Source organism: Halanaerobium sp. DL-01 (assembly GCF_003338615.1).
Classification (GTDB): domain Bacteria; phylum Bacillota; class Halanaerobiia; order Halanaerobiales; family Halanaerobiaceae; genus QPJE01.
In genome coordinates this window covers 51361-75724 of sequence record NZ_QPJN01000010.1, presented here as the reverse complement: position 1 = coordinate 75724, position 24364 = coordinate 51361, and the positions used below count along the sequence as shown (strand labels likewise).

At 35.7% G+C, this 24364-nt stretch carries 26 protein-coding genes and 1 other annotated feature; all 26 genes read left to right on the top strand.

Annotated features, from left to right (window positions below):
- The first annotated feature begins 18 nt into the window (after positions 1–18).
- The 26 genes from DER71_RS05380 (at position 19) to DER71_RS05260 (ending at position 24284) form a co-directional block, all read left to right on the top strand.
- A complete protein-coding gene (locus DER71_RS05380; RefSeq protein WP_233487378.1) occupies positions 19–177 on the top strand; it encodes a cation transporter in 159 nt (52 codons plus the stop codon).
- A 150-nt stretch (positions 178–327) separates the two neighbouring features.
- The gene (locus DER71_RS05375) at positions 328–996 is read left to right on the top strand and encodes a Crp/Fnr family transcriptional regulator (RefSeq protein ID WP_114457949.1); all 669 of its coding nucleotides are present in this window, start codon (positions 328–330) and stop codon (positions 994–996) included.
- A gap of 145 nt (positions 997–1141) precedes the next feature.
- Positions 1142–1789 (top strand): class I SAM-dependent methyltransferase, encoded by a 648-nt coding sequence (locus DER71_RS05370; RefSeq protein ID WP_114457948.1) that lies wholly within the window; start codon positions 1142–1144, stop codon positions 1787–1789.
- 82 nt (positions 1790–1871) lie between these two features.
- Positions 1872–2081 carry a heavy-metal-associated domain-containing protein gene (locus DER71_RS05365; RefSeq protein WP_114457947.1) on the top strand — a complete coding sequence of 70 codons (210 nt, stop codon included), beginning with the start codon at positions 1872–1874 and terminating at the stop codon, positions 2079–2081.
- Between the two features lie 69 nt (positions 2082–2150).
- Entirely contained in the window at positions 2151–2591 is a 441-nt protein-coding gene (locus DER71_RS05360; RefSeq protein WP_158531722.1) for a SoxR reducing system RseC family protein, read from the top strand.
- Positions 2592–2691: 100 nt separating this feature from the next.
- On the top strand, positions 2692–2829 hold the full coding sequence (locus DER71_RS11930; protein ID WP_158531721.1) for an LDCC motif putative metal-binding protein: 138 nt from the start codon (positions 2692–2694) through the stop codon (positions 2827–2829).
- A gap of 57 nt (positions 2830–2886) precedes the next feature.
- On the top strand, positions 2887–5373 hold the full coding sequence (locus DER71_RS05355; protein ID WP_114457946.1) for a heavy metal translocating P-type ATPase: 2487 nt from the start codon (positions 2887–2889) through the stop codon (positions 5371–5373).
- A gap of 79 nt (positions 5374–5452) precedes the next feature.
- A complete protein-coding gene (locus DER71_RS05350) occupies positions 5453–5728 on the top strand; it encodes a metal-sensitive transcriptional regulator (RefSeq protein ID WP_114457945.1) in 276 nt (91 codons plus the stop codon).
- A gap of 227 nt (positions 5729–5955) precedes the next feature.
- Positions 5956–6297, top strand: a complete 342-nt coding sequence (locus DER71_RS05345) for an ABC transporter substrate-binding protein (RefSeq protein WP_114457944.1) — start codon at positions 5956–5958, stop codon at positions 6295–6297.
- The gene (locus tag DER71_RS05340) at positions 6254–6757 is read left to right on the top strand and encodes an ABC transporter substrate-binding protein (RefSeq protein WP_158531720.1); all 504 of its coding nucleotides are present in this window, start codon (positions 6254–6256) and stop codon (positions 6755–6757) included. Before DER71_RS05345 ends, DER71_RS05340 begins: the two co-directional genes overlap by 44 nt.
- On the top strand, positions 6738–7094 hold the full coding sequence (locus DER71_RS05335; protein ID WP_233486997.1) for an ABC transporter permease: 357 nt from the start codon (positions 6738–6740) through the stop codon (positions 7092–7094). The genes DER71_RS05340 and DER71_RS05335 overlap by 20 nt, the downstream gene beginning before the upstream one ends.
- Positions 7060–7815, top strand: a complete 756-nt coding sequence (locus DER71_RS05330; RefSeq protein ID WP_114457941.1) for an ABC transporter permease — start codon at positions 7060–7062, stop codon at positions 7813–7815. The genes DER71_RS05335 and DER71_RS05330 overlap by 35 nt, the downstream gene beginning before the upstream one ends.
- A gap of 76 nt (positions 7816–7891) precedes the next feature.
- Positions 7892–8187 (top strand) — a binding site (T-box leader).
- A gap of 78 nt (positions 8188–8265) precedes the next feature.
- On the top strand, positions 8266–9171 hold the full coding sequence (gene pheA, locus DER71_RS05325) for a prephenate dehydratase (protein WP_114457940.1): 906 nt from the start codon (positions 8266–8268) through the stop codon (positions 9169–9171).
- Between the two features lie 752 nt (positions 9172–9923).
- Positions 9924–10973: a 3-deoxy-7-phosphoheptulonate synthase gene (gene aroF, locus DER71_RS05320; protein ID WP_114457939.1), complete on the top strand. Its 1050-nt coding sequence runs from the start codon at positions 9924–9926 to the stop codon at positions 10971–10973.
- Positions 10974–11011: 38 nt separating this feature from the next.
- The gene (gene aroA, locus DER71_RS05315) at positions 11012–12298 is read left to right on the top strand and encodes a 3-phosphoshikimate 1-carboxyvinyltransferase (protein WP_114474385.1); all 1287 of its coding nucleotides are present in this window, start codon (positions 11012–11014) and stop codon (positions 12296–12298) included.
- 15 nt (positions 12299–12313) lie between these two features.
- Positions 12314–13411 (top strand): histidinol-phosphate transaminase, encoded by a 1098-nt coding sequence (gene hisC / locus DER71_RS05310; RefSeq protein ID WP_114457937.1) that lies wholly within the window; start codon positions 12314–12316, stop codon positions 13409–13411.
- 121 nt (positions 13412–13532) lie between these two features.
- The gene (gene aroF, locus DER71_RS05305; RefSeq protein WP_114457936.1) at positions 13533–14579 is read left to right on the top strand and encodes a 3-deoxy-7-phosphoheptulonate synthase; all 1047 of its coding nucleotides are present in this window, start codon (positions 13533–13535) and stop codon (positions 14577–14579) included.
- A complete protein-coding gene (locus DER71_RS05300) occupies positions 14576–15454 on the top strand; it encodes a prephenate dehydrogenase/arogenate dehydrogenase family protein (RefSeq protein WP_114457935.1) in 879 nt (292 codons plus the stop codon). The genes aroF (DER71_RS05305) and DER71_RS05300 overlap by 4 nt, the downstream gene beginning before the upstream one ends.
- Positions 15455–15456: 2 nt before the next feature.
- Positions 15457–16665, top strand: coding sequence for a chorismate synthase (gene aroC, locus DER71_RS05295; RefSeq protein ID WP_114457934.1), 1209 nt, complete (start codon positions 15457–15459; stop codon positions 16663–16665).
- Positions 16666–16776: 111 nt separating this feature from the next.
- Positions 16777–18168 (top strand): aminopeptidase, encoded by a 1392-nt coding sequence (locus DER71_RS05290; RefSeq protein ID WP_114474384.1) that lies wholly within the window; start codon positions 16777–16779, stop codon positions 18166–18168.
- Positions 18169–18364: 196 nt separating this feature from the next.
- Complete coding sequence (locus DER71_RS05285; RefSeq protein ID WP_114457932.1) at positions 18365–19030, top strand: thioredoxin family protein; 666 nt, start codon at positions 18365–18367, stop codon at positions 19028–19030.
- 42 nt (positions 19031–19072) lie between these two features.
- Positions 19073–19393: a thioredoxin gene (gene trxA / locus DER71_RS05280; RefSeq protein ID WP_114457931.1), complete on the top strand. Its 321-nt coding sequence runs from the start codon at positions 19073–19075 to the stop codon at positions 19391–19393.
- Between the two features lie 471 nt (positions 19394–19864).
- A complete protein-coding gene (locus DER71_RS05275) occupies positions 19865–20272 on the top strand; it encodes a DNA-binding response regulator (protein WP_114457930.1) in 408 nt (135 codons plus the stop codon).
- Positions 20273–20343: 71 nt separating this feature from the next.
- Entirely contained in the window at positions 20344–20775 is a 432-nt protein-coding gene (locus DER71_RS05270; RefSeq protein WP_114457929.1) for a DUF1934 domain-containing protein, read from the top strand.
- Positions 20776–20950: 175 nt separating this feature from the next.
- Complete coding sequence (gene argS / locus DER71_RS05265) at positions 20951–22618, top strand: arginine--tRNA ligase (protein ID WP_233487377.1); 1668 nt, start codon at positions 20951–20953, stop codon at positions 22616–22618.
- Between the two features lie 58 nt (positions 22619–22676).
- The gene (locus DER71_RS05260) at positions 22677–24284 is read left to right on the top strand and encodes a CTP synthase (RefSeq protein WP_147267754.1); all 1608 of its coding nucleotides are present in this window, start codon (positions 22677–22679) and stop codon (positions 24282–24284) included.
- Positions 24285–24364: the final 80 nt, after the last annotated feature.

The window sequence follows — 24364 nt, the reverse complement described above, 5'->3', positions numbered from 1 at the left end:
CCGGATTGTGCAAATAAGATAGAACAGGTTTTAAATAAAACAGAAGGAGTCAAAAAAGCTGATGTTCATTATACAACCAGTAAGGCTAATGTAGAGTATGATCCTGATAAAATAGATATCGCTGGTCTAAAAAAAGCAGTAGCAAAAACAGGATATCAGGTAGAAAAGACTAAATAGATAATAAAGGGTATCTGTTTTCTCCTTTGAATTTGCTAAATTAAAAAAGCATTAACTGGAGAAAGCAGATATCCAAAATTTATAATTGAGGGTGATAGAATGAAAGTCTGCTCGCAAACCTCGTGGGCTTGCCCCGAGGAGGGTCAAATTATGGATTCCTGTAGTCATGAGGCATGTGTGAGAAAGGTACCTATTTTTTCTGATCTGGATAATGAAAAAATATCTAAATTAAATAGTCTGGTCAAAAATAAAGAATATAAAAGTGGAGAATTAATCTATCTGGAGGGTGAAATTGGGAAAAACATATATATTATTGAGTCCGGCCTGGTTAAATTATATAGAAGTAATGAAGAGGGAAACCAGTATATATTAAGATTGTTAAAAGAAGGAGATTTTTTTGGAGAACTGGTATTATTTAAAGAAGAGCAGTTGAGCAGCAGTGCAGAAGCGGTAGGTGACTGCAGTATCTGTCTACTTCCCAAAAATGAACTGGAAAAATTAATTAAGTTATCATCAGAACTTTCCTATAAACTGCTATCAGCAATTACCAGCCGCTTAACCAAAACAGAAAATAAACTGCAGTCTCTGGCTCTGGAAGATGCAAAAGAAAAAACAATGCGTTTACTGCTGGAGCTGGCTAAGGAAAATGGAATAAAAAAAGAAAATGGAATTTTAATAAATTTACCTCTAAGCCGGGATGGTCTGGCAAATTTGATCGGAACAACTCAGGAAACACTAAGCCGCAAATTATCAGCACTGCAGAAAGAAGGCATTATTTCAATGCAGGGACAGAAAAAAATTTTAATTAAAAATGATTAAAATAATAAATATATTGGATATTATAGAAGTGCTTTCTCATTCTGGAGATAAGCACTTTTTTTCTTGACAGCACTAATCTTGAGTGTTATACTATGATTAAAGATACCATATAGGGGTATATAGAATAAAACAAGGAGTTTTTATTATGAGTGAAAATAATAAAATTAAAAAACGTTATGATCGAATTGCTCCAGTCTATGATTCTTTAGAACTTATCATGGAAAAAGGAAAGATGGGAGACTGGCGCCAGAATATCTGGCAGAAGGTGAGTAAAAAAATTGATCAATCTAAATTGAACAGGAGTGAGATCAAATTATTGGAAGCCGGAGTTGGCAGTGGCAAGAATATTGAATACTACCCGGATGATATTGAAATTTTTGCTATAGATTTTAGTTCCAAAATGATTGAAGAAGCAGAGAAAAAAGCTAAAAAATATAATAAAGAAGTAAAATTGCTGGAGATGGATATTCAGAATCTGGATTTTGAAGATAATTATTTTGATCTGATTGTTACCAGCTGTGTATTCTGCTCGGTACCTGATCCGATAAAAGGTCTAGAAGAATTAAAAAGAGTGCTCAAAGAAGACGGCAGGATAATAATGCTGGAGCATATGCGCAGCCAGAATGAAATTGTAGGCAAAATGATGGACTGGGTTAACTGGGTCAGCCTCTATACCTGGGGAGCCAATATTAACCGCAAAACTATTGAGAATATAGAAAAAGCCGGACTGAAGTTGGTTAAAGTTAATGATCTGATGTCCGATATAGTTAAAGAAATTGAATTAAAAAAGTAATTTAATCTTGACATAAATACTAAGTAATGTTATTATAACTTATACCCCCTACATGTATAATGTATAAAGGAGATGTTAAAAAATGAAAAAAACAATTATTATTGAAGGAATGTCCTGTGAACACTGTGAAATGCATACTAAAGAAGAATTAGAAAAAATTGATGGTGTTATTTCTGCAGAAGCTGATGCTGATCAGGGTCAGGCTGTAGTAGAAATGGGAAAAGAGGTAGCAGAATCGAAGTTAAAAGCTGCTGTTGAAGAGGCTGGTTACAAATATATTAAAACAGTATAAAATTTAAAAAATTTTAATCTATATATACATTGTAGGGGTATATCTTATAAAATGAGGAGGAAAACTCCAATGGAAGAATTAGCTACTGTAGTTAAAAGTAAAAAGAATAAAGCAGAATTGAAAATAGTCAGATACTCTGCCTGCAGCAAATGTGATAAAAGCTGCAGTCTGGCCGGTGATAGTCATGACCAGGATGAGATTGTTTTAGAAGTTGAAGATAAAATTGGAGTTACAGCCGGAGATCAGGTTTTAGTTGAAATGGAAAAAGGGAATCTCCTATTTGCTACTGTTGTTGTTTATGTGATTCCAATATTTTTAATGATAATTGGCTATTTTTTTGGAGTCTGGATGGCATCTTTATTTGGTATAGCGGCAGTAGAATTGGCAGGTATTGCTGGTACTTTTATTTTTTTAATTCTTTCTTTTTTAATAAATAAAATGTTTAATTCTTATCTTGAAAAAATTTCTTCGTTTAAACCGAGAATTAAAAGAGTAATTAATCGAAATTAAATAATAAGCAAAGCTGCACGACATTGTTTTTAGAAGTTTAAATAAAAAATTAATTGTACTCTTAGAATTAATATAGTTTATACTCTGAGGAGGATATAAGATGGTTCAGGATAAAAGCAAAAAAAATTGGTGGCAGAAATTTGTTAACAAACTGGCTTCCGCCAATGAAAAGCAGTATGGAGATGATGTTCCGGACTGTTGTGGAGATGGAAAAACAAAAAAAGAAAATAAAAAGTAGATTTAATTATTTGGATTTTAGATAAAATTTATATAATTTTAATGGAGGTGCAGAATAATGGCTAGTAAGAAAATAACTTTAAAAATAACAGATATGAGCTGTGCCAGCTGTGCTCAAACGGTAGAAAAATCTTTAAACAAAGCAAATGGAGTAAGTGAGGCACAGGTTAATTTTGCTGCTGAAAAAGCATATGTCACTTTTGATCCACAGCAAAACAGCAGAGATAAATTGATTGAGGTTGTTGAAAACAGCGGTTATGGTGTTAAAGAAGAAAAGGCAAAGACTTCTTTTAAGGTAGGTGGAATGACTTGTGCCAGCTGTTCGGCAGCAGTTGAGAAGGCTTTAAATAAAAGTGACGGTGTTTATCAGGCAAATGTTAATATTGCAACTGAAAAGGGTAGTGTTGAATATAATCCAGAAATTTTAAGCAAAAATGACTTTCGAGAAATTGTAAAAAATTCTGGTTATGAGCTGCTCAGTTTTGAAGATGAAGAAACAGACAAAAGTAGTGAGAGTGCTGAGGATGAAATAAGTGATGATCTGAAAAAAGTTAAAGCAGCAAAGAAAAAGATGTGGGGGACCTGGGCTTTTACAATTCCAATCATGCTCTGGATGATTCCAGAGATGTTCTTTGGTGTTGCCTGGCCCAATATGCAGATATTTAATTTAGGAATGATTGTACTGGCTATTCCACCGCTCTTTATTTTTGGCCGCAAAACTTTTGTTACTGCCTATCGAGCGGTCAGCCACGGCAGTGCCAATATGGATGTTTTAATTGCAATGGGTACTGGAGCTGCTTTTATAACCGGCCCGGCTGTGTTTTTTACTCCAATTGCCAATTATGCAGGTGTTTCAGCAATGATTATGGCTTTTCATTTAACCGGACGTTATATAGAAGAAACAGCAAAAGGTAGGGCCTCTCAGGCAATTCGAAAACTGCTGGAACTGGGAGCCAAAACTGCCACAATTATTGAAAATGGAAATGAAAAAGAAGTTGCAATTGAAAATGTACAGCCTGGAGATATTATGCTGATCAAACCAGGAGAAAAAATACCTACTGATGGAGAAATTGTAGAAGGTGAGACGACAGTTGATGAATCAATGGCAACTGGAGAGTCAATGCCTGTTAGAAGAAAAGAGGGAGACGAGGTAATTGGTGCTACAGTTAACCAGAATGGATTGATTAAAGTTAAAGCCACTAAAGTTGGTAAAGACACCTTTCTTTCACAGGTAGTTAAAATGGTAGAGGAAGCTCAGGGAACTAAAGTTCCCATTCAGGAATTTGCTGATAAGATAACAGGAATCTTTGTCCCAACTGTTTTAATTATAGCAGCCTCAACCTTTGTCTTATGGCTGATCTTTCCTGATGCATTAAGAGAAGTTGGTTTCTGGGCACAATCTTTTCTGCCCTGGGTTGATCCTACTCTAGGAACATTTACCCTGGCAATTTTTGCAACAATTGCTGTTTTAGTTATTGCCTGCCCCTGTGCTTTGGGACTGGCAACGCCAACTGCGCTGATGGTTGGAAGTGGAATTGGCGCTGAAAATGGAGTTTTAATCCGTAAAGGAGAGGCAATCCAGACTATGAAAGATGTACACACAATTGTTTTTGATAAAACGGGAACCATTACCAAAGGTAAACCTGAGGTAACTGATATAACTGCAGCTCCAGACAGCAGTGATCAGGAATTGCTGCAGCTGGCTGCAAGTGTAGAAGCAGGCTCTGAGCATCCCCTGGGAGAGGCAATAGTTAGAGGAGCTAAGGACAGAGAAATTGAATTAAAAGAAATTAAAAACTTTAATTCTGTGACCGGTAAAGGAGTTAAAGCAGAAGTTGATGGTAAAGAAGTACTTGTCGGCAGCAGAAAATTAATGGAATCTTCTGAGATAGATACTTCGGATTTTGAAGATGAATTAAAGAGGTTAGAAAATGAAGCTAAAACTGCAATGATGGCTGCAGCTGATGGTAAAATGCTGGGAATAGTTGCTGTGGCAGATGCTCTAAAAGAAGATTCGATTCAGGCAATTGCTGAACTTAAAAAACTGGGCTTGGAAACAGCAATGATCACTGGAGATAATCAGAGAACAGCTGAAGCAATAGCAAAAGAAGTAGGAATTGATCATGTAGTTGCCGAAGTTATGCCTGATGGTAAGGTAGATAAGGTAAAAGAATTACAGTCTGAATTTGGAGTTATAGCTATGGTTGGTGATGGAATCAATGATGCACCGGCTTTAACTCAGGCAAATGTTGGAATAGCAATTGGTACCGGTACAGATATTGCAATTGAATCTTCAGATATTACCCTTGTACGAGGAGATTTATCTTCTGTGATTACTGCAGTTAAACTTTCCCGGGCAACATTTAAGAAGATCAAGCAGAATTTATTCTGGGCTTTCTTTTACAATTTGATTGCAATTCCGATTGCAATTATGGGATTGTTACACCCTGTTATTGCTGAAATGGCAATGGCTACAAGTTCAATTAGTGTTGTTACAAATGCCAATCTCTTAAGGCGCGAAAATGTACAGGCGGATTATAAATAAATGAATACAGGTACAGTCAGCTTTATGAGCTGATTAAAATTATCAAATGAGAGTGTTGAGAAGTGAGAGGAGGGATTGGATGAATTCTTTATGTGAACTGGATAAAAAAGAACTAACAAATCGCTTAAGAAAAATAGAAGGACAGGTTCGCGGCCTGCAGCGGATGGTAGATGAAGAAAAATACTGTGTTGATATTTTACATCAGATCAATGCGGTTCAGGGAGGACTCAAAAAAGTTGGTCTTAAAATCCTTGATAAACATGTTCACGGGTGTGTTCAGAGAGCAGTTAAAAATGAAGAAGGAGACGAAATTATTGATGAGTTAATGGAAGTACTGGCCAAATTCACTGATTGATTAAAAATTAATTTAAAAATTATCTCGATATAATATAAAAAATACAGTCAGGGCTTTTGCCCTGGCTTTTTAAATTTATTTAAAACAGCAAAAATATTTTAAATAAAAAGGAATCTCACGATTTCTATTGAATTATATCAAAACATAGATTGATTAAAATATTAAGAATATTTAGAAGTGGAGTAATTTTGTTATTTTATTAATTCAACTAAGGAGAGGAGCTAGAAATGAGAAGAAAATTCAATTATTTAGTTGTCTGTTCGATTATTGGGGTTTTATTGTTGATGAGTTTTTCTACATCAGTACTGGCAGAAGAAAAGGAGGTTGTTGCACAGGGAGTTGACGCAACAACGATGATTCCCTGTATGGAATCAATAACTTCAACCAGTAATATTCTGGAAAATATGTATGATACCCTGGTTTGGAGAGACGAGGATCTTAATTTAATTCCTGCACTTGCAACAGACTGGGAAAATGTTGATGAACTCACCTGGGATTTTTATCTTCGTGATGATGTTTACTGGCATGATGGAGAAAAGTTTACTGCACATAAAGTTTACTGCACATGATGTAAAATACACTATTGATAGAATTCTGGATCCTGAAGTTGGATCACAGTTTGCTCCCTATCATTCTATGGTAGAGAAAGTAGAAGTTCTTGATGATTATAAAGTTAGGTTTATTACTAAAGAACCGCATCCACTGCTGCTGGCCAGGTTATCCATGACACAAATACTGGCAGAACACTATATGAATAAACATTCTGAAGAATATTTAGCCAGCCATCCGATGGGAACAGGACCATTTAAATTTGTTAAATGGGATAGAGATGAAAGAATAGTTATGGAAAAAAATCCTGATCACTGGCGTGGAGAACCGGAAATTGACCGCCTTGTATTTAGATCTATTCCAGAACCAAGTACAAGAATTGCAGAACTAGTGACAGGGAATGTAGATATAATTAATAATGCCTGGACTTACACTCGGATTTTTTACAACAGCACCTTTAATGAGATTAATGCGTTCTAGTATGTTAGAAGTTTTAAATAAAGATTATGTTCGTACAGCCAGAGCAAAAGGCCTTACAAATAAGATAGTTATCTTTAAACATGCTCTGCGCAATGCTGCTATTCCTGCCATTACCGTTTTTGGTATGCAGATTGGAGTAATGCTTGGAGGAGCGGTTTTAACAGAAACGATATTCTCATGGCCCGGAATGGGGAGATTTGTTGTTCAGGCAATTTACAATCGGGATTTCCCAACTATAAGAGCTTCTGTTATTGTTTTTGCTGTACTGATTATTATAGTAAATTTCTTAACAGATTTATCTTATGTTTTTCTCAATCCACAAATTAGATATGACTAAAGGTCAGGAGGGGAATCTTAAATATGAAAAACTTTGGCATAACTTAAAAGGGAATTATTCTGCAATAATTAGTATTCTCTTTATAATACTTTTAATAACATCAGCTGTATTTTCCAAACAAATAGCACCTCATGATCCTATGTCTCAGGATTTAATGACCAGATTAAAACCTCCGTTCTGGATGGAGGGAGGAAGTCTTGAATACCCACTTGGAACCGATCATTTGGGCAGGGATCTCTTCAGCTGGCTGATATATGGGGCAAGGATTTCGCTTGTTATCAGTTTTTTAGCAGTAGTTTTATCAGGTGTTTTTGGGGGAATTTTGGGTTTGTTTGCAGGTTATTATGGTGGACTGGTCAGAAGTGAAGTTTTGAATATAAAAAGTTCACAGTTTGTGGAAGCAGCAAAAGCAATTGGTGTTAGTGATATTGGTGTAATATTTAAACATATTGCTCCCAATGTTATTAATTCATTAATTATACTTGCCACTTTAAGAACGGCCAGTGTAGTTTTGCTGGAATCAGCACTGTCATTTTTAGGACTGGGAATACAGGAAATGCCGACATGGGGAGTTGCTCTAGCCAATGGCAGACATTATCTTAATAATGCATGGTGGCTTGCGACTTTTTCTGGTCTTTCTATCTTTTTTACCATCCTTTCTGTTAATCTGGTAGGAGACTGGCTTAGAGATGTATCAGATCCATATCTGCGTAATTTATAAAATAAGCACCGGAATTTATCCGTTTTTTCTTGACATTAAGAATATTTTAATATAAACTAATAAAAAATTAAGATAAATAAAAGCACTGATCAGGTAAAGTAACTGAAATAATTTATTTCAGCGAGCTGGTGATAGTGAGAGTCCGGTAATGATTAATTTAGTGAAGTTCCCCTGTAAGCTGGCAGCCGAACAAAAAAGTAAGCTGTCCCGGTAGTCTGCCGTTATTCTGACAGGTTATTGAAATGAATTTTCATTTCAGGCATGTTATTTTTAGCTTTAAATGATTTTGATGATAATCTATTTCTGTAACTCAATAAGTGGGCTTTTTAGCCAAAAAGATTGGTACCACGGGATTTTAACCCTCGTTCTTTAGTAGGAACGGGGGTTTTTTGCATTTAATTATAGCTTATCACAAAGACTTTAAATCATTTTAAAAGGAGAGTGTAAAGAATGAAGAAAAAATGTGCATATCTTGGGCCGCCGGGAACTTTTAGTGAACTTGCAGTTATTAATTACTGTACTGGTAAAGATGAAGAAATTATTCCATATGATTCCATACGGGAGCTGGTTGAAGCCGTAAATAAAAATGAGGTTGATATTGCATTACTTCCTCTGGAAAACTCACTGGAAGGTTCTGTCAACATAAGTCTTGATTTACTTTTTGAAAATGAAGGAGTAGAGATTTTAAAAGAGCTGGTTTTACCAATAGAACATTTTCTGCTTACACCAGAAAAGAAAAGTATAACAGAAATAAAGACGGTGTACAGTCATCCACAGGCAATTGCTCAGTCCGAAAAATTTTTGAGCAGTAAAATGCCTCAGGCAAAGCTGCTTTCTACAGAAAGCACCGCTGCGGCAGCAAAAAAAGTTGCGGAAGATAAAAAAGGAGCAGCCATAGGATCATTTAGACTGGCAGAAATATATGATTTAGAAATCACAGCCTCCAACCTGGAAGGAGAACTGCCCAATACGACACGATTTGTAATTATCGGGAGAAGCAAAAAATTTGTATCATCTCAAAATAATACTGATGCTGGGCAGAAAAAAAGATGCAAAACTTCTATTATATGTACACCGAAAAAAAATAGAGCAGGTGTTCTTCATGATATTCTGGGGGAATTTGCCAGAAGAGAAATTGATTTAAGCAGGATTGAATCAAGACCGACCAGAAAAAAACTGGGAGAATATATGTTTTATATAGATCTGGCTGGTAATTTGGAGGATAAAAATTTAAAAAAATCACTTAAAGAAGTAGAAAAAAAGTCAGGATATTTTCGTATTCTGGGAAGTTATCAGGTAGTTAAATTACTTTCACAAAAAGAAAAGAAATTAAAGAAAACTGAGGTGCTGCAGTGATGTGATAGTTATTTTAAAATCAAAGTTAAATAAAATAAAAATTTAATATTATGAGGGCACAGAGATAAATGGTAAATAACAGGAGTTTCCCCAAAATTTATTTTCAAGCTGCAAAAAGGGGGCTTTAGTCATCAACGAAATTTTTAGATTTATCTAAAACTCAATTCGGGTGTGAAATAGGGCACACTAATCAATGAGTCCTCCTGACTCATGATTAGCTCACTCCATCCTGCAGTTCAACCCTATTTTTTCCTTCATTTCGTTAAGATTCATTGACTAAAAATTTCAATATTCCTGCATCTCCCCTTTTTGCAGCAGTATATAAAAAATGGGGAAAGTTCAGGTAAATAATTGTTGACAAAAGCTAATTTTACTGCTATAATACCATTTAATATAATATATCTCAGAAAAACAGTGAATGGGGACCAAGTAAGCACAGGCTGAATTACACCCCATGAGTTGCCAGCTGAAATAATAGTAAGCTAGGCCGTAGACCGTCGTTATCCGGTGAGGAAGTGTTGGCTTCCAGTAGAGATAATCTTTATTAATTGCTTAAACTTTAATTAATGAGATTAATGCAGGTGGTACCGCGATATAGTCGCCCTGAATTGGGGCGATTTTTTGTATTTAGTGAGAAAAATGAGTTAGAGATAATAACCTTTTTGTGGGAGAACCAAAATATATAATGACAAATAGGTACTTTTAAATTATAAGATTTTTAAATAATAAAAATATGAGAGGAGTTTATATATATGATTGCAGTGCTGAAGAGAAATGCTGGACAGGAAGATAAGGAAAAAGTTATTAGGGTAATAAAAGAAGAGAATTTTGATGTTCATCCCATACAGGGAGTGGAGAAAACAATAATAGGTGTGCTGGGAAATCAAAATAATAGAACAAAGTTAAAAGAAAAACTGATGACAATGAGCTGTGTGGAAAAGGTTGTTTTAATACTTGATCCATATAAGCTGACAAGCTGGAATTTTAAACAGGAAAAGACAGTTATTGATCTGGGAGATGATGTAAAGATAGGTGGAAGTGAGTTAACTATTATGGCAGGGCCCTGTTCAGTAGAAAGTAGAGAACAGCTTTTAAAAACTGCAGAAATTGTAAAAACTGGTGGAGCAAAAATACTGAGGGGTGGTGCATTTAAACCGAGAACTTCTCCTTATTCTTTTCAGGGGCTGGGTGAAGAGGGTCTAAAAATTTTGTCAGAGGCCAGAGAAAAAACTGGTCTAAAGATTATAACCGAACTGATGGATATAGAACATATTGATGTTGTCTGTCAGTATACCGATATTATTCAGATAGGAGCCAGAAATATGCAGAATTATTCTCTGCTCAAGGAAATAGGTAAACTGAATAAACCGGTTATGTTAAAACGGGGAATGGCAGCCACAATTAAAGAGTGGCTTTTAGCAGCAGAATATATAATGAATGAAGGTAATCATAATGTGATTTTATGTGAGAGAGGGGTCCGAACATTTGGTGAAGAAACAAGAAACACCATGGATTTGAGCTCAATACCACTTGTACAGCAGTTAAGTCACCTGCCGGTAATTGCAGATCCCAGTCATGGAACAGGACGATGGGAGCTGGTAACTCCTGTGGCAAGGGCAGCTGCTGCAGTTGGAGCAGATGGAATTATGGTAGAAGTTCATCCTGAGCCAGAAAATGCACTGTCAGATGGTCCTCAATCTCTTAAACCAGAAAAATATTATTCTATGATGGTCGAAATTGCAGCTATTTCTAAAACACTGTACAGCTTTGAATCCAGTGAGAAAAAAATAGCTTATGTATAATAAGATTACAGGACAGCGAAAGGGGTTGAAAGAAGCAGATGGATTTAAAAATTGAACCCAAAAAGAAAATTAAAGGAGAAGTTAATGTGCCGGGAGATAAATCTATCTCACACAGAGCATTAATTTTAGCTTCAATAGCCGAAGGGGATAGTAAAATAACAGGTCTGCTTGAGGCAGAAGACTGCCTGAGCACAATGAATATCATGAGGAAACTTGGAGTAGAGGTAATAAAGAAATCTAAAGGAGAGTATACAGTAAAAGGAAAGGGAATAGAAGGTCTTAAAGAAGCAGATGATGTACTTGACTGTGGGAATTCTGGTACATCTATGAGGCTGCTTACAGGGCTTCTTTCCTCACAGAACTTTTATTCTGTACTGACAGGAGATCATTCTCTGCGCAGGAGACCTATGCAGAGGATTATAGGCCCACTTACAAAAATGGGAGCTGAGATTTTTTCGCGTCGAGGTGGACTGGCACCTCTGAGCATAAAGGGGCAAAAATTGACCGGAATAAAATATAAACTTCCGGTCGCAAGTGCTCAGCTTAAATCTTCACTTCTGCTTGCTGCACTTCAATCTCAAGAAGAAACTGCAATTATTGAACCAGCAGTATCAAGAGATCATACAGAGAGAATGCTTAAAAATACAGGAGTAGATTTAGAAATAGGTAGTGGTAAAATCATCCTTAAAAAATCAAAAAAGAGGAAGCTTAATCCTTTTAATATAAAAATTCCGGGTGATATATCATCAGCTGCTTTCTTTATAACAGCTGCTCTGACAGCAGAAGAAGGAGAACTTCTGCTGAAAAATGTCGGAATTAATTACAGCAGAAGCGGATTCCTGGAAGTTGTAGAAGATATGGGTGGAGATATAGAACTTCTCAATGTAAGAGAAGAAGCTGGAGAACCGACTGCAGATATTCTTGTCAGATCCTCACAGCTAAAAGCAGCAGAAATATCCGGAGATATAATACCACGGCTGATAGATGAAATACCGCTTATAGCTGTTCTGGCTGTATCAGCAGAGGGAAAAACAGTAATCAGAGATGCTGAAGAACTGCGTGTTAAAGAAACAGATAGGATTAGTGCGGTAGTTAATGAATTCAGAAAACTCGGCATCAGTATTGAAGAGTTTGAAGATGGCATGGCAGTTGATGGACCAGCCTGCATATCAGGTGGAAAAACACTTGAGAGTCATCATGACCACAGAATAGCAATGTCTTTGGCAGTGTTAGCTTTAAAAACAGAATCTGCAGTTACTATAAATGGAAGTGAAATAATAAACACATCATTTCCCGGTTTTGCAGAACTGTTAAAATCAATTTAATCAGGAGGTAAAAAAATGAGCAGAATAGCAGATGGAGTCTGTAAGGGGATAAAAAATATGAATCGCTATCAGGCAGGAAAAGGTATAGATGAGGTAAAGAAAATGTACGGGCTGGAGAGAATAATTAAACTTGCCTCTAATGAGAATCCTTATGGTCCGGCCAGAGAAGTGATTAATTCAATTAAGGATAATGCAGCTAATATTAATTTTTATCCCGATTCAGACAGCAGAGATTTAAAAAATGCCTTAAGCAATTTTTATAATATTGAAGAAGAAAAAATATTTATTGGAAATGGTTCTGATGAAATACTGGATCTTCTGCTGACATTATTTATAAATCCAGGAGATGAAGCAGTACAGGCAGATCCGTCATTTATTAAATATGAACTTTCAGTTAGAGCAAGAGATGGAATCAGTGTCAAAGTACCGCTGACAGAGGATTATAAACATGATTTAGAAGCAATGAAAAACAAGGTGGGCGTAAGGACAAAAGTCTTTTTTCTCTGCAATCCCAATAATCCAACCGGGACAGTTGTGCCGAGCTCAGAAATAAAAAAACTGCTGGATGAGCTGCCCGAAAATGTATTGCTGATAGTTGATCAGGCATATTATGAATATGTGGAGTCCGATGATTATTTTGATGGCACTGATCTGCTGGATAAATATCCCAACCTTTTTATATTAAGGACATTTTCTAAAATTTATGGAATGGCCGGGATGAGAGTAGGTTATGGTTTTGGCAGTCCAGAAATAGTTGATTATCTAAATCGTCTGCGCAGCCCCTTTAATGTAAATCTGCTTTCTCAAAAAGCAGCTCTGACAGCTCTGGAGGCACAGGAACATGTGGGAAGATGCAGAGATATGAATAAAAAGGAAAAAAAATATCTTTACAGTGAACTGGAAAAAATGGGGCTTGATTATATAGAAACAGAAACTAATTTTATGATGATAAATGCAGAAAAAGATTCTGATGCAGTATTTAAAGAACTGATGAAAAGAGGAGTAATAGTTCGCTCAGGAAGTGGACTGGGAATGGAAAGCTGGATCAGAGTAACAATTGGCTGTCATGAGGAAAATAAAATACTGATAGAAAAGCTGAAAGAAGTTGTCTAAAAGCCAGGAATAATATTAGAAATATTAATAATAAATGTTAAAAATATCAAAATAATGAAATATAAGCTGACATTAGAAAATGAGAAGTATAACTAGCGATAATCTAAAAGGGGGGTTCTAAATGATTGCAGTTTTAAAATCAGGGGAATCAAAAAAATGCTTTGAAAAAGTTAAAAAGGTTATAAGAGATGCAGATTATGATATTCATGTTTCCAAAGGGGTAGAAAAGACAATTATAGGACTTGTTGGTGACAGAGATAATAGAGAGGATCTGCGAGATAAGCTCCTTACTTTTGACTGTGTAGAAAAAGTAATACTTATTCTGGATCCATATAAACTTGTTGGCTGGGATTTTAAGCCCAAAAAAACAGTGATTGATCTTGGTGATGGAGTAAAAATTGGTGGAGAAGAATTAACTGTAATGGCAGGCCCATGTTCAGTAGAAAGCAGAGAACAGATAATTAAAACAGCGCAGATAGTAAAAAAAGGTGGTGCAAGTATACTGCGGGGTGGAGCATTTAAGCCGAGAACATCACCATATTCTTTTCAGGGATTGGGAGAGGTTGGTCTTAAATACCTGGCAGAAGCCAGAGAAAAAACAGGTCTAAAGATAGTGACAGAATTAATGGATTTAGAACATATTGATCTCCTCAGAGAATATACGGATATCATTCAGATAGGTGCCAGAAATATGCAGAACTACCCCCTTCTCAAAGCAGTAGGAAAACTTGATAAAGCAGTAATGTTGAAACGGGGAATGTCAGCCACAATTAAAGAGTGGCTTCTAGCAGCAGAATACATTATGTCTGAGGGTAATCAGCAGGTGATACTCTGTGAAAGAGGTATTAGAAGTTTTGGTGAAGAAACCAGAAATACCCTGGATTTAAGTTCTATTCCTCTTGTCAAACAGCAGAGTCATCTTCCAATTATTGTTGATCCAAGCCACGGTACAGGAAGATGGCAGCTGGTTACTTCAATGGCCAGGGCAGCAGTAGCTGGAGGAGCAGATGGGCTGATGGTAGAAGTTCATCCTGAACCAGAAAAAGCACTTTCAGATGGTCCACAGTCCCTAAAACCGGAGAATTTTCAACTTTTAATGGAGGAAGTAGCTGTTATTCATCAATCTCTAAAAAGATTTAAAAAGAGAGAAAGGATGAAAAAACATTGAAGGAATTCAGAGAAACAGCAGTTTTAGGTGTTGGACTGATTGGAGGGTCACTTGCTGCAGCTTTTAGAAAAAAATCTATTTCAGAGAAAATTATTGGGATAGATATAGATGAAGAAAATCTGCTCAGGGCAAAAAAAATGAACATTATAGATGAAGGATATACTGAAATAGGTAGCAATCTTAATAATTCTGATTTGATTATACTGGCTGCTCCAATTTTTAATATACTTGGTATTCTGGATAAATTACCTTATTCTAAAGAGACCAGGCAAATAATAATTGATACAGGCAGCACCAAAAAAGAGATTTTAAAAAAAGCTGAAAATAAATTTTCAGGACAGGAAAATAGATTTTTTATTGGTGGACATCCAATGGCCGGCTCGGAAAAATCAGGTGTAAAATTTGCTGATCCAGAACTTTTTGTAGAAGCACCGTTTATATTAACTCCAGCTGCAGATACAGACAGGAAGATAGTAGAAAAAATTAAAAATGTGTTAAAAAAAATTGGCTGCAGAGTCTATATTATAGATGCTGAAGAACATGATAGATGTGCTGCTGTATTAAGTCATCTTCCCCACCTTGTTTCTGCTGTTCTTCTTAATACAGCCTGCAGTGAGAGAGAAAAAGAAAAATTATACAGACTGGCCGGAAGTGGTTTTTATGATATGACAAGAATTGCTGGTGGAAGTCCTGAACTCTGGCAGGATATTTTCTGGACAAATAGAGATAATTTAGAAGATGTGCTGGGAAAATATATTAAAAATCTTGAAAATATAAAAGAAAAGCTTAGTAAAAATGATAAAAACGGAGTTTTTGAGATTTTAAAACAGGGTGCTGAAAATAAAATTTTTGTCAGCAGAGAAGGGAAGGATTGAGATTGTTTAAATACATTACAGCAGGTGAATCACATGGACCCGAAGTTACTGCAGTTATAAAAAGTCTTCCTGCAGGATTAAAAATAGATATCGAAAAAATAAATAATGAATTATTTCGCCGTCAGCAGGGATATGGTCGCGGCGGCCGAATGGAAATAGAGAGCGATAAGGTTAATATAACATCAGGGCTCAGATCAGGTTTAACACTGGGAACACCGCTGACCATGAGGATAGAAAATAAGGACTGGAAAAATTGGCAGAAAGTAATGTCACCTGATGGAAGCAATGAGGATGCAGAAAAGTTGACAAATCCGCGTCCTGGGCATGCAGATCTTCCTGGAGCTTTAAAATATAATTTTAGAGATTTACGTAATATTCTGGAAAGAGCAAGTGCCCGGGAAACAGCAGCCAGAACAGCAGTTGGAGCTGTTGCTAAACAATTTTTGAAAGAAATGAATATTGAAATTTACAGTCATGTTGTTCAGATAGGTAGTATAAAATCTGACAGCTGGGCGGAAATTAAAAAGAAAGAAAAATTTAAAATGGAATCATCTGAAGATAATAATTTGATCTCAGAAAAAATAAAAAAATATTTTAAAAAAGTCGAAAAATCTCCTCTCCGCTGTGGCAGTGAGAATAAAACAGAAGCAATGATAGAACTGATAAATTCCTGGCGGTCAGAGGGAGATTCTGTTGGAGGGATATTTGAAATAATTATAAGAAACATGCCAGTTGGAATTGGAAGCCATGTTCACTGGGATTACAAACTGGATTCTAAACTTGCTGGAGCACTTATGAGTATACAGGCAATTAAAGGTGTAGAAATAGGAACTGGATTTGCTGCAGCAGCCAGACCAGGTTCAAAAGTTCATGATGAAATTTATTATGATAAAGAAAAAGGATTTTACAGAAAAACAAATAATGCAGGTGGAGTAGAAGGGGGAATCAGCAATGGGGAGGAAATTGTTCTCCGGCTGGCGATGAAACCGATTCCCACTCTCGCTAAACCACTGCATACTGCTGATTTAATTACAAAAGAAGAAAGGCAGGCTGCAAAAGAGAGGTCAGATGTATGTGCTGTACCTTCAGCAAGTATAGTGGGAGAAGCAGTATCTGCAGCTGTAATTGCAGAAAGTCTGTGCAAAAAATTTGGCGGAGACAGCATGGAAGAGATCAAAAGGAATTATAACACTTATGTAGACCATCTGTGAATCTTTTCATTTGTACCCGGTACAAAAAATGTAGTGAAATAACTTAAAATCTATGTTTTATCCTGATATAATAAAGAAAGATATTAATAAAGAATAAGAGGGGGAAGATAGATGAGTAAAGAAAGGAAAGGTTATGAAGCAAAAAATGCCTGGCTTGAGATGGGAGAAGACGAAAGAGAAGAGGTATTTGCCTTTAACAGAGGATATGCTGATTTTCTGACAGAAAACAAAACAGAAAGAGAGTTTGCCGGTGCTTCTATTGAGAAGATAAGGAAAGCTGGATTTAAAAATATAGACGAATATAAAGAACTAAAAACAGGAGATAAAGTCTACATGGTTAATCGTTCAAGGGCTTTAATGGCTGCAGTGATAGGGCAAAAAGATCTGCAGGAAGGTTTAAAAATTGTTGGCTCACATATTGATTCACCACGTCTTGATCTAAAACCAAATCCTCTTTATGAAGATGGCGAACTAGCCATGTTTAAAACTCATTATTATGGTGGTGTAAAGAAATATCAGTGGGTTACAATGCCGCTTGCACTGCATGGAGTTGTAGTAAAGGAAGATGGTTCAGAGATAGAATTAAAGATTGGGGAAAAAGAAGATGACCCTATATTTTTTATCAGTGATGTACTGCCACATTTAGGCAAAAAACAGATGGAAAAAAAGATGAGTGAAGGAATAACAGGAGAAAAACTAAATGTGGTTATCGGCAGTATTCCAGTTAATGATGAAGATACAAAAGAAAAGGTAAAAACTGCTTTACTTGATTATCTGGAAAAAGAATATGATATTACAGGTGAAGATTTTGTAAGTGCAGATCTGCAGATTGTTCCGGCATTTAAAACCAGAGATGCTGGATTTGATAGAGGTCTTTTGGCAGGTTATGGACATGATGACCGTGTCTGCAGTTATACAGCTCTTGAGGCAGTTCTTGACATTAATGATCCTAAATATACTGCTGTAGTTTTGCTGATGGATAGAGAAGAAGTTGGCAGTATGGGCAGTACTGGTATGCAGTCACACTTTTTTGAAGATCAGGTAGCAGAAATGGTTAACCTTTACTATGATAATTATAGTGAACTTCTGCTGAGAAGAGTGCTCCAGAATTCTAAGGTTTTATCTGCAGATGTAAATGCAGCCTATGATCCTGATTTTGCAGAAGTATATGCAGAACATAATTCTGCATATTTAGGAAAAGGAGTTGTTATTTCTAAATATACAGGATCTAGAGGAAAATCAGGTGCATCTGAGGCAGGTGCAGAGTTTATGGGAGAAGTAAGAAGCCTGTTTAATGGGGCTGGAGTTTACTGGCAGATAGCAGAGCTTGGTAAAGTAGATGAAGGTGGTGGTGGAACCATAGCCCAGTTTTTGGCAAACTACAACATGGATGTTGTAGACTGTGGTCCTGCTGTTATGTCAATGCACTCACCTTATGAAGTTGTCAGTAAGGCAGATGTTTATCATACCTATCTAGGCTACAGTGTATTTTTAGAAAAATAGTATTATTTTTATGATTGTAACTTACTCAATATATGACATCGGTGCTTTTTCCGGTGTCTTATATTTTTTTAGTTTTATAATAATTTGAGAAAATGTTAATTACTTAACTTTAAAAAATACTATATCGTATATAATGGATATTGCAAATAAAGTTAATCCGGTATTTTTTATGAATAAAACTAGGGAGTGATATTTAATGGCTAAAATTGATCAGGAAGAAAAAAATAAAATTAAAGAACTTTTTCAGGAAAATCTGAAAGATGAAGTTAAATTATATTTTTTCAGCAAAGAAGAAGACTGTCAGTACTGTGAAGATACAGAACAGATTTTAACAGAAATAACAGAGCTGGACAGCAGAGTGACAGTGGAAAAATATATGCTTGATAGTGAAAAGGCAGCAGAAATGAATATAGATCGTGCTCCGGCAACTATTTTGTATGATGCAGATGGTAATGATACTGGAGTACATTTTTACGGTATTCCTTCAGGATATGAATTTACAACACTAATTGAAGATATCTTGGATACTTCAAATAGAGATAGGATCGATCTTTCTGCAGATATAAAAGAGCAGATTAAAGAAATAGATCAGAATGTTCTTATTCAGGTATTTATCACACCTACCTGTCCTTATTGTCCTCGTGCTGTAAGGGTGGCACATCAGATGGCACTGCTGAATCCCAACATTAGAGGAGAAATGGTGGAAGCTATAGAATTCCAGGAATTTTCTTCAAAATATAATGTATCAGGAGTTCCAAAAACAGTTATTAATTTCGGTGCGGCAGAACAGGTTGGAGCAGTACCAGCAAAAACAATACTTAAAAAAATTAAAAAAATACTTGAGCAGGAAGCTGCTGTATAAGTATAGTGACACAATATAATTATCAAGGAGGAAATTTTTAAAATGAGCAAACCAAAAAAAGTAACAGATGGAAATTTCAGCAGAGAGGTATTAAAATCAGATAAACCAGTATTGGTTGATTTCTGGGCAGAATGGTGTGGACCATGTAGAATGGTGGCTCCTGTTGTAGAAGAAATTGCAAAAGAATATAGTGAAGATATTAAAGTATGTAAGCTTAATGTCGACGAAAATCAGTCAACTGCAGCCAGATATGGAATTATGAGTATTCCAACCATGATGATTTTTGAAGATGGAAAAGTTAAAGACAAGCTTGTTGGATATATGCCAAAAGGTAAACTTGTCAGTAAAATTGGCTTAAAATAAATCTTAAATTTTTAGATACAATTGCTTTTCTGGACTTTCCCCATTTTTTATATACTGCTGCAAAAAGGGGAGATACAGGAATATTGAAATTTTTAGTCAATGAATCTTAACGAAATGAAGGAAGAAATAGGGTTGAACTGCAGGATGGAGTGAGCTAATCATGAGTCAGGAGGACTCATTGATTAGTGTGTCCTATTTCACACCCGAATTGAGTTTTAGATAAATCTAAAAATTTCGTTGATGACTAAAGCCCCCTTTTTGCAGCTTGAAAATAAATTTTGGGGAAACTCCTAAATTGCTTTTAAGTTTACAGCTTAAAAATGATAAACTATAAGTAGGATATTAATGTATGGTTTAACATTTAATTAATGGTAAAGAGTGCACTCTCTTTACCGTTTTTTTATGATTAAACCTGTAAAAAATAAAATATTTATGATAAAATAAGGGTTGATGAAAAGAGGAGGGATTTTCTTGCGGCGCTTATTAATAATTTATACACCAGATGATAATATCAAAAAAATGGCAGAGGGATTAAAAAAAGGTGTAGAGGAGGCAGAATTTCAGGTTGTCATGGTCAATACTGCCTATAATAGGACAGGTATCTCATTTGCTCCTTTTAATATAGCAGCTGCTGAAAGTCCTACAAAAGAAATTTTTAGGGGTAAAATAGACAGTTCACTGGCTAAATTTTTTTCACAATTTAAACTAACACCGGGCCAGGAAGCAGCAGCTTTTGCAGCCCCCAGATTTTTTGCTGCTGGCAAAGCCCTTAAAAATGTAATGCCTCTGCTGGAAAAAGAAGGTTGTGCAGTAAAAATTTTTTTTGAAGCTAAAGATTATAAAACTGCAGTAAAGTTTGGAAGAGATCTTAAACTATAAACGGCTTAAGCAGCCACAGTTTATTTTGCTGTGGCTTTTTGAAATTATTAGATAAAATATGGAGTGGAAATATGGAAGAAGAAGTTATAATTAAAATAACGGGCAGGCAGGAGTTTATTCACAATGGCGAAAAAGATAAAATTGAACAGGTAGTGACAGGAAGACTTTTTTTAAAAAATGATAAATATTATCTTATATATAATGATAATTCTCCAGGAGTTGATGGGGCTGAAGCAAAATTAAGGATTGATCTTAAAGCTGAACAGCTTCTTTTAATGAGGGATGATCCTGCCCCATTGAAACAGAAATTTATTGAAGGAGAGATTACAGATGGATATTATGGCAGGGTCGAACAAAAATTTGATATTTCTGTAGATACAGAGAAAATATCACTACAGGCAGATATGAATTCGGGAGAGATAAATGTAGATTACTGCCTTTATTTTAATAGAGAATTAACTTCAGAAAATAAATTATCTATCAGGTACAGAACCGATAATTAGAAACCTGTTGTTTTATGAGGTTCTGATCATTATCTAGAAAATTTGTAAGCTGTGTGATTAATTTTATAAAACTTATTCGATATTCATTCTGAGTAAAATGTTTAATATAATTAAAATTAGCTGCTGGAAAAGATGCAGTATCAATATTTATAAATTATGGGGGAGGTTTTTTGTTTTGGTTAAAAATTTACAGGCAAAAGTTGAGGATAGATTAATAAATCACATTAAAGAAAGTATAGAAAAAGCAGTGAAAAATGGGGAAATAGAGTTGGAAGAGATACCTGAGGTAAATGTTGAGGTTCCAAGAGAAAAAGAACATGGTGATTATGCAACAAATATAGCACTGGCAGCAGCAGGGAAAATTGGTATGAATCCCCGCCAGCTGGCTGAAATTATTGTTAACAATCTTTCTGCACCAGAGGTGGAAGATGTCTCTATTGCTGGCCCTGGCTTTATTAATTTCAAAATGAGCAGCAGATGGCTTTATGATAATCTTGAGCTGATTCAGAAGCTCGGAAAGGATTATGGTAAAGTAGATTATGGTAAAGGAAAAAAGGTGCAGATAGAGTTTGTAAGTGCCAATCCGACCGGACCTCTTCATGTTGGCCACAGCAGGGGTGCAGTTGTGGGTGATGTGCTGGCATCTATACTCAAAACAGCCGGTTTTAAGGTGGAGAAAGAATATTATATAAATGATGCGGGAAATCAAATGGATATAATTGGGAAATCTACTCTTTTGAGGTACAGAGAAATACTCGGTGAAGAGATAGAAATGCCCGAAAATGTTTATGCCGGTGAATATGTAAAAGAAATTGCAGAAGAGTTATATGAAGAATATGGTGACAGCCTTTTAGCAAAAGATGAAAATAAAGCAATAGAAATCTGCCGTGAATTTGCATATAAAAAAATGCTCAAAAATATAAAAAGGGATTTAAAAGAGTTTGGAATAGAATTTGATACCTGGTTTAGTGAAAGAGACCTTCATGATGGTAAAATAAAAAGTGCTGTAGAAATGCTGAGAGACAAAGGATTTATTTATGAAAAAGAAGGGGCACTCTGGTTTAAATCAACTGCTTTTGGTGATGACAAAGATAGAGTAATTATTAAATCAGATAATTCTCCAACCTATCTTGCAGCTGATATAGCATATCATCTTGATAAACTGGAGCGGGGTTTTGATAAACTGATCAATATCTGGGGAGCAGATCACCACGGTTATATTCCCAGAATGAAGGCAGTTATAGAAGCTTTTGGATATGATAGAGATACACTGGAAGTAATAATAGTACAGATGGTAACACTTCTGCGCAGAGGTAAAAAAATGCCTATGTCAAAAAGGGCAGGCAGCTTTGTAACCATGCGTGAGGTAAATAAAGAAGTGGGTACAGATGCAGCACGCTATTATTATATAATGAGAAGTACGGACAGCCACCTTGATTTTGATCTTGAACTGGCAAAAGAAGAATCTACAAATAATCCGGTTTATTATGTACAATATGCACATGCTAGAATTCACAGTATTTTGGAAAATATTCCAGCAGAGTTCAGTGAAGATAAAGCAGATTTATCACTTCTGACAGATCAGACAGAAATAGATCTGATGAAGACACTGGCCTCTTATCCAGAAGAAATTAAGCTAAGCGCAGAAGCAAGACAGCCACATCATATTACAGGTTATGCCTATGACCTGGCAACTGCGTTCCATGGATTCTATAATAACTGCAGGGTTTTAACAGAAGATGAAGAGCTGAGTAAAGCTAGAATTTATCTGGTTAAATCAGCCCGTCAGGTTTTGCGCAATGTGCTAAGTTTGCTGGGAATTACAGCACCCGATCAGATGTAATTTTATTTAGAAATAGAAAAATTTATAATAATAAAATATTCAGGAGGAGATAGATAAAATGACGAAATATATTTTTGTGACAGGAGGCGTAGTTTCTGCTCTGGGCAAAGGGATTACAGCTGCTTCTCTGGGAAGACTGTTAAAAAGCAGAGGTCTGCAGGTCAGTATTCAGAAATTTGATCCCTATATAAATTATGATCCTGGTACAATGAGTCCTTATCAGCATGGAGAAGTTTTTGTTACAGATGATGGAGCAGAAACAGATCTTGATTTAGGGCATTATGAGCGTTTTATTGATGTAAATTTAAGCAAAAACAACAATGTAACAACCGGTAAAATATATGGTTCTGTTATCCAAAAAGAAAGGAGAGGAGATTATCTTGGTGCTACAGTTCAGGTTATTCCTCATATTACAGATGAAATAAAATATAGAATTACACGGGTCGGGGAGGAAACAAATGCAGATGTTGTTATTACAGAGATAGGTGGTACAGTTGGTGATATTGAAAGTTTGCCTTTTCTTGAGGCTATCAGGCAGTTGAGGACTGATTATGGCAAAAATAATATTCTTTATCTTCACTGTACACTTGTACCATATCTTGCTACAGCCGGTGAACTTAAAACAAAACCAACCCAGCACAGTGTAAAAGAACTGAGGAGTATTGGAATTCAGCCTGATATTATTGTCTGTCGTTCTGATAGAGAACTTACACAGGATGTTAAAGATAAGATTTCACTATTTGGCAATGTAGAAAAAGAAGATGTAATTCAGCTTGTTGATGCAGATTATATTTATGAAGTGCCACTTATGCTGGAAGATGAAGGCCTGGCTGATAATGTAATAGGAAAACTAGAAATAGAAGAAAAAGTCCATGCTCCCGAGCTGGAAGATTGGGAAAATCTAATAGAAAAGATTAAAAATCGCTCTGATCAGGTGGAAATAGCAATAGTTGGTAAATATGTTGAACTGCCGGATGCTTATATAAGTATTGCAGAATCGTTTACACATGCAGGTATAGCAAATGACTGCCGGGTTAATATAAAATATGTTTATGCAGAAGATCTGGAAGAAGAAGAAAAGGTAGAAGAAATCTTAAAAGATACAGATGGAATTCTCGTGCCAGGAGGATTTGGTGACAGAGGTATTGAAGGTAAAGTAGCTGCCGTTAAATATGCACGCGAAAATAAAGTGCCCTATTTTGGTATATGTTTGGGTATGCAGTGTGCTGTGATAGAATATGCCAGAAACATTCTTAATCTAGATGATGCCAACAGTTCAGAATTTGATGAAGAAAGCAGTGATCCTGTAATCGATCTTATGCCAGATCAGCATGATATTGAAAATATGGGGGGTACAATGCGTCTGGGCCTTTATCCATGTAAGCTAAAAGAGGGTACAATCAGCAGAAAAGCTTATAGTAATGAGGTAATTTACGAAAGACACCGCCACCGCTATGAGTTTAATAATCAGTACCGAAGTGAAATGAAAAAAAATGGTATAATTTTTTCTGGGCTTTCTCCAGATGAAAAACTGGTTGAAATTATTGAAATTCCCGATCATCCCTGGTTTGTGGGTGTACAGTTCCATCCAGAATTCAAGTCGCGCCCAAATAGACCACATCCTCTTTTTGTAAGTTTTGTAGAGGCTGTTTTAAAAAATAAGTAATTTTTTCCAAGGATTTTTAAGGGATCTGAATAATATTTATAATGAATTTGTTTTTATATAACAAATATATTTGCCTTAGA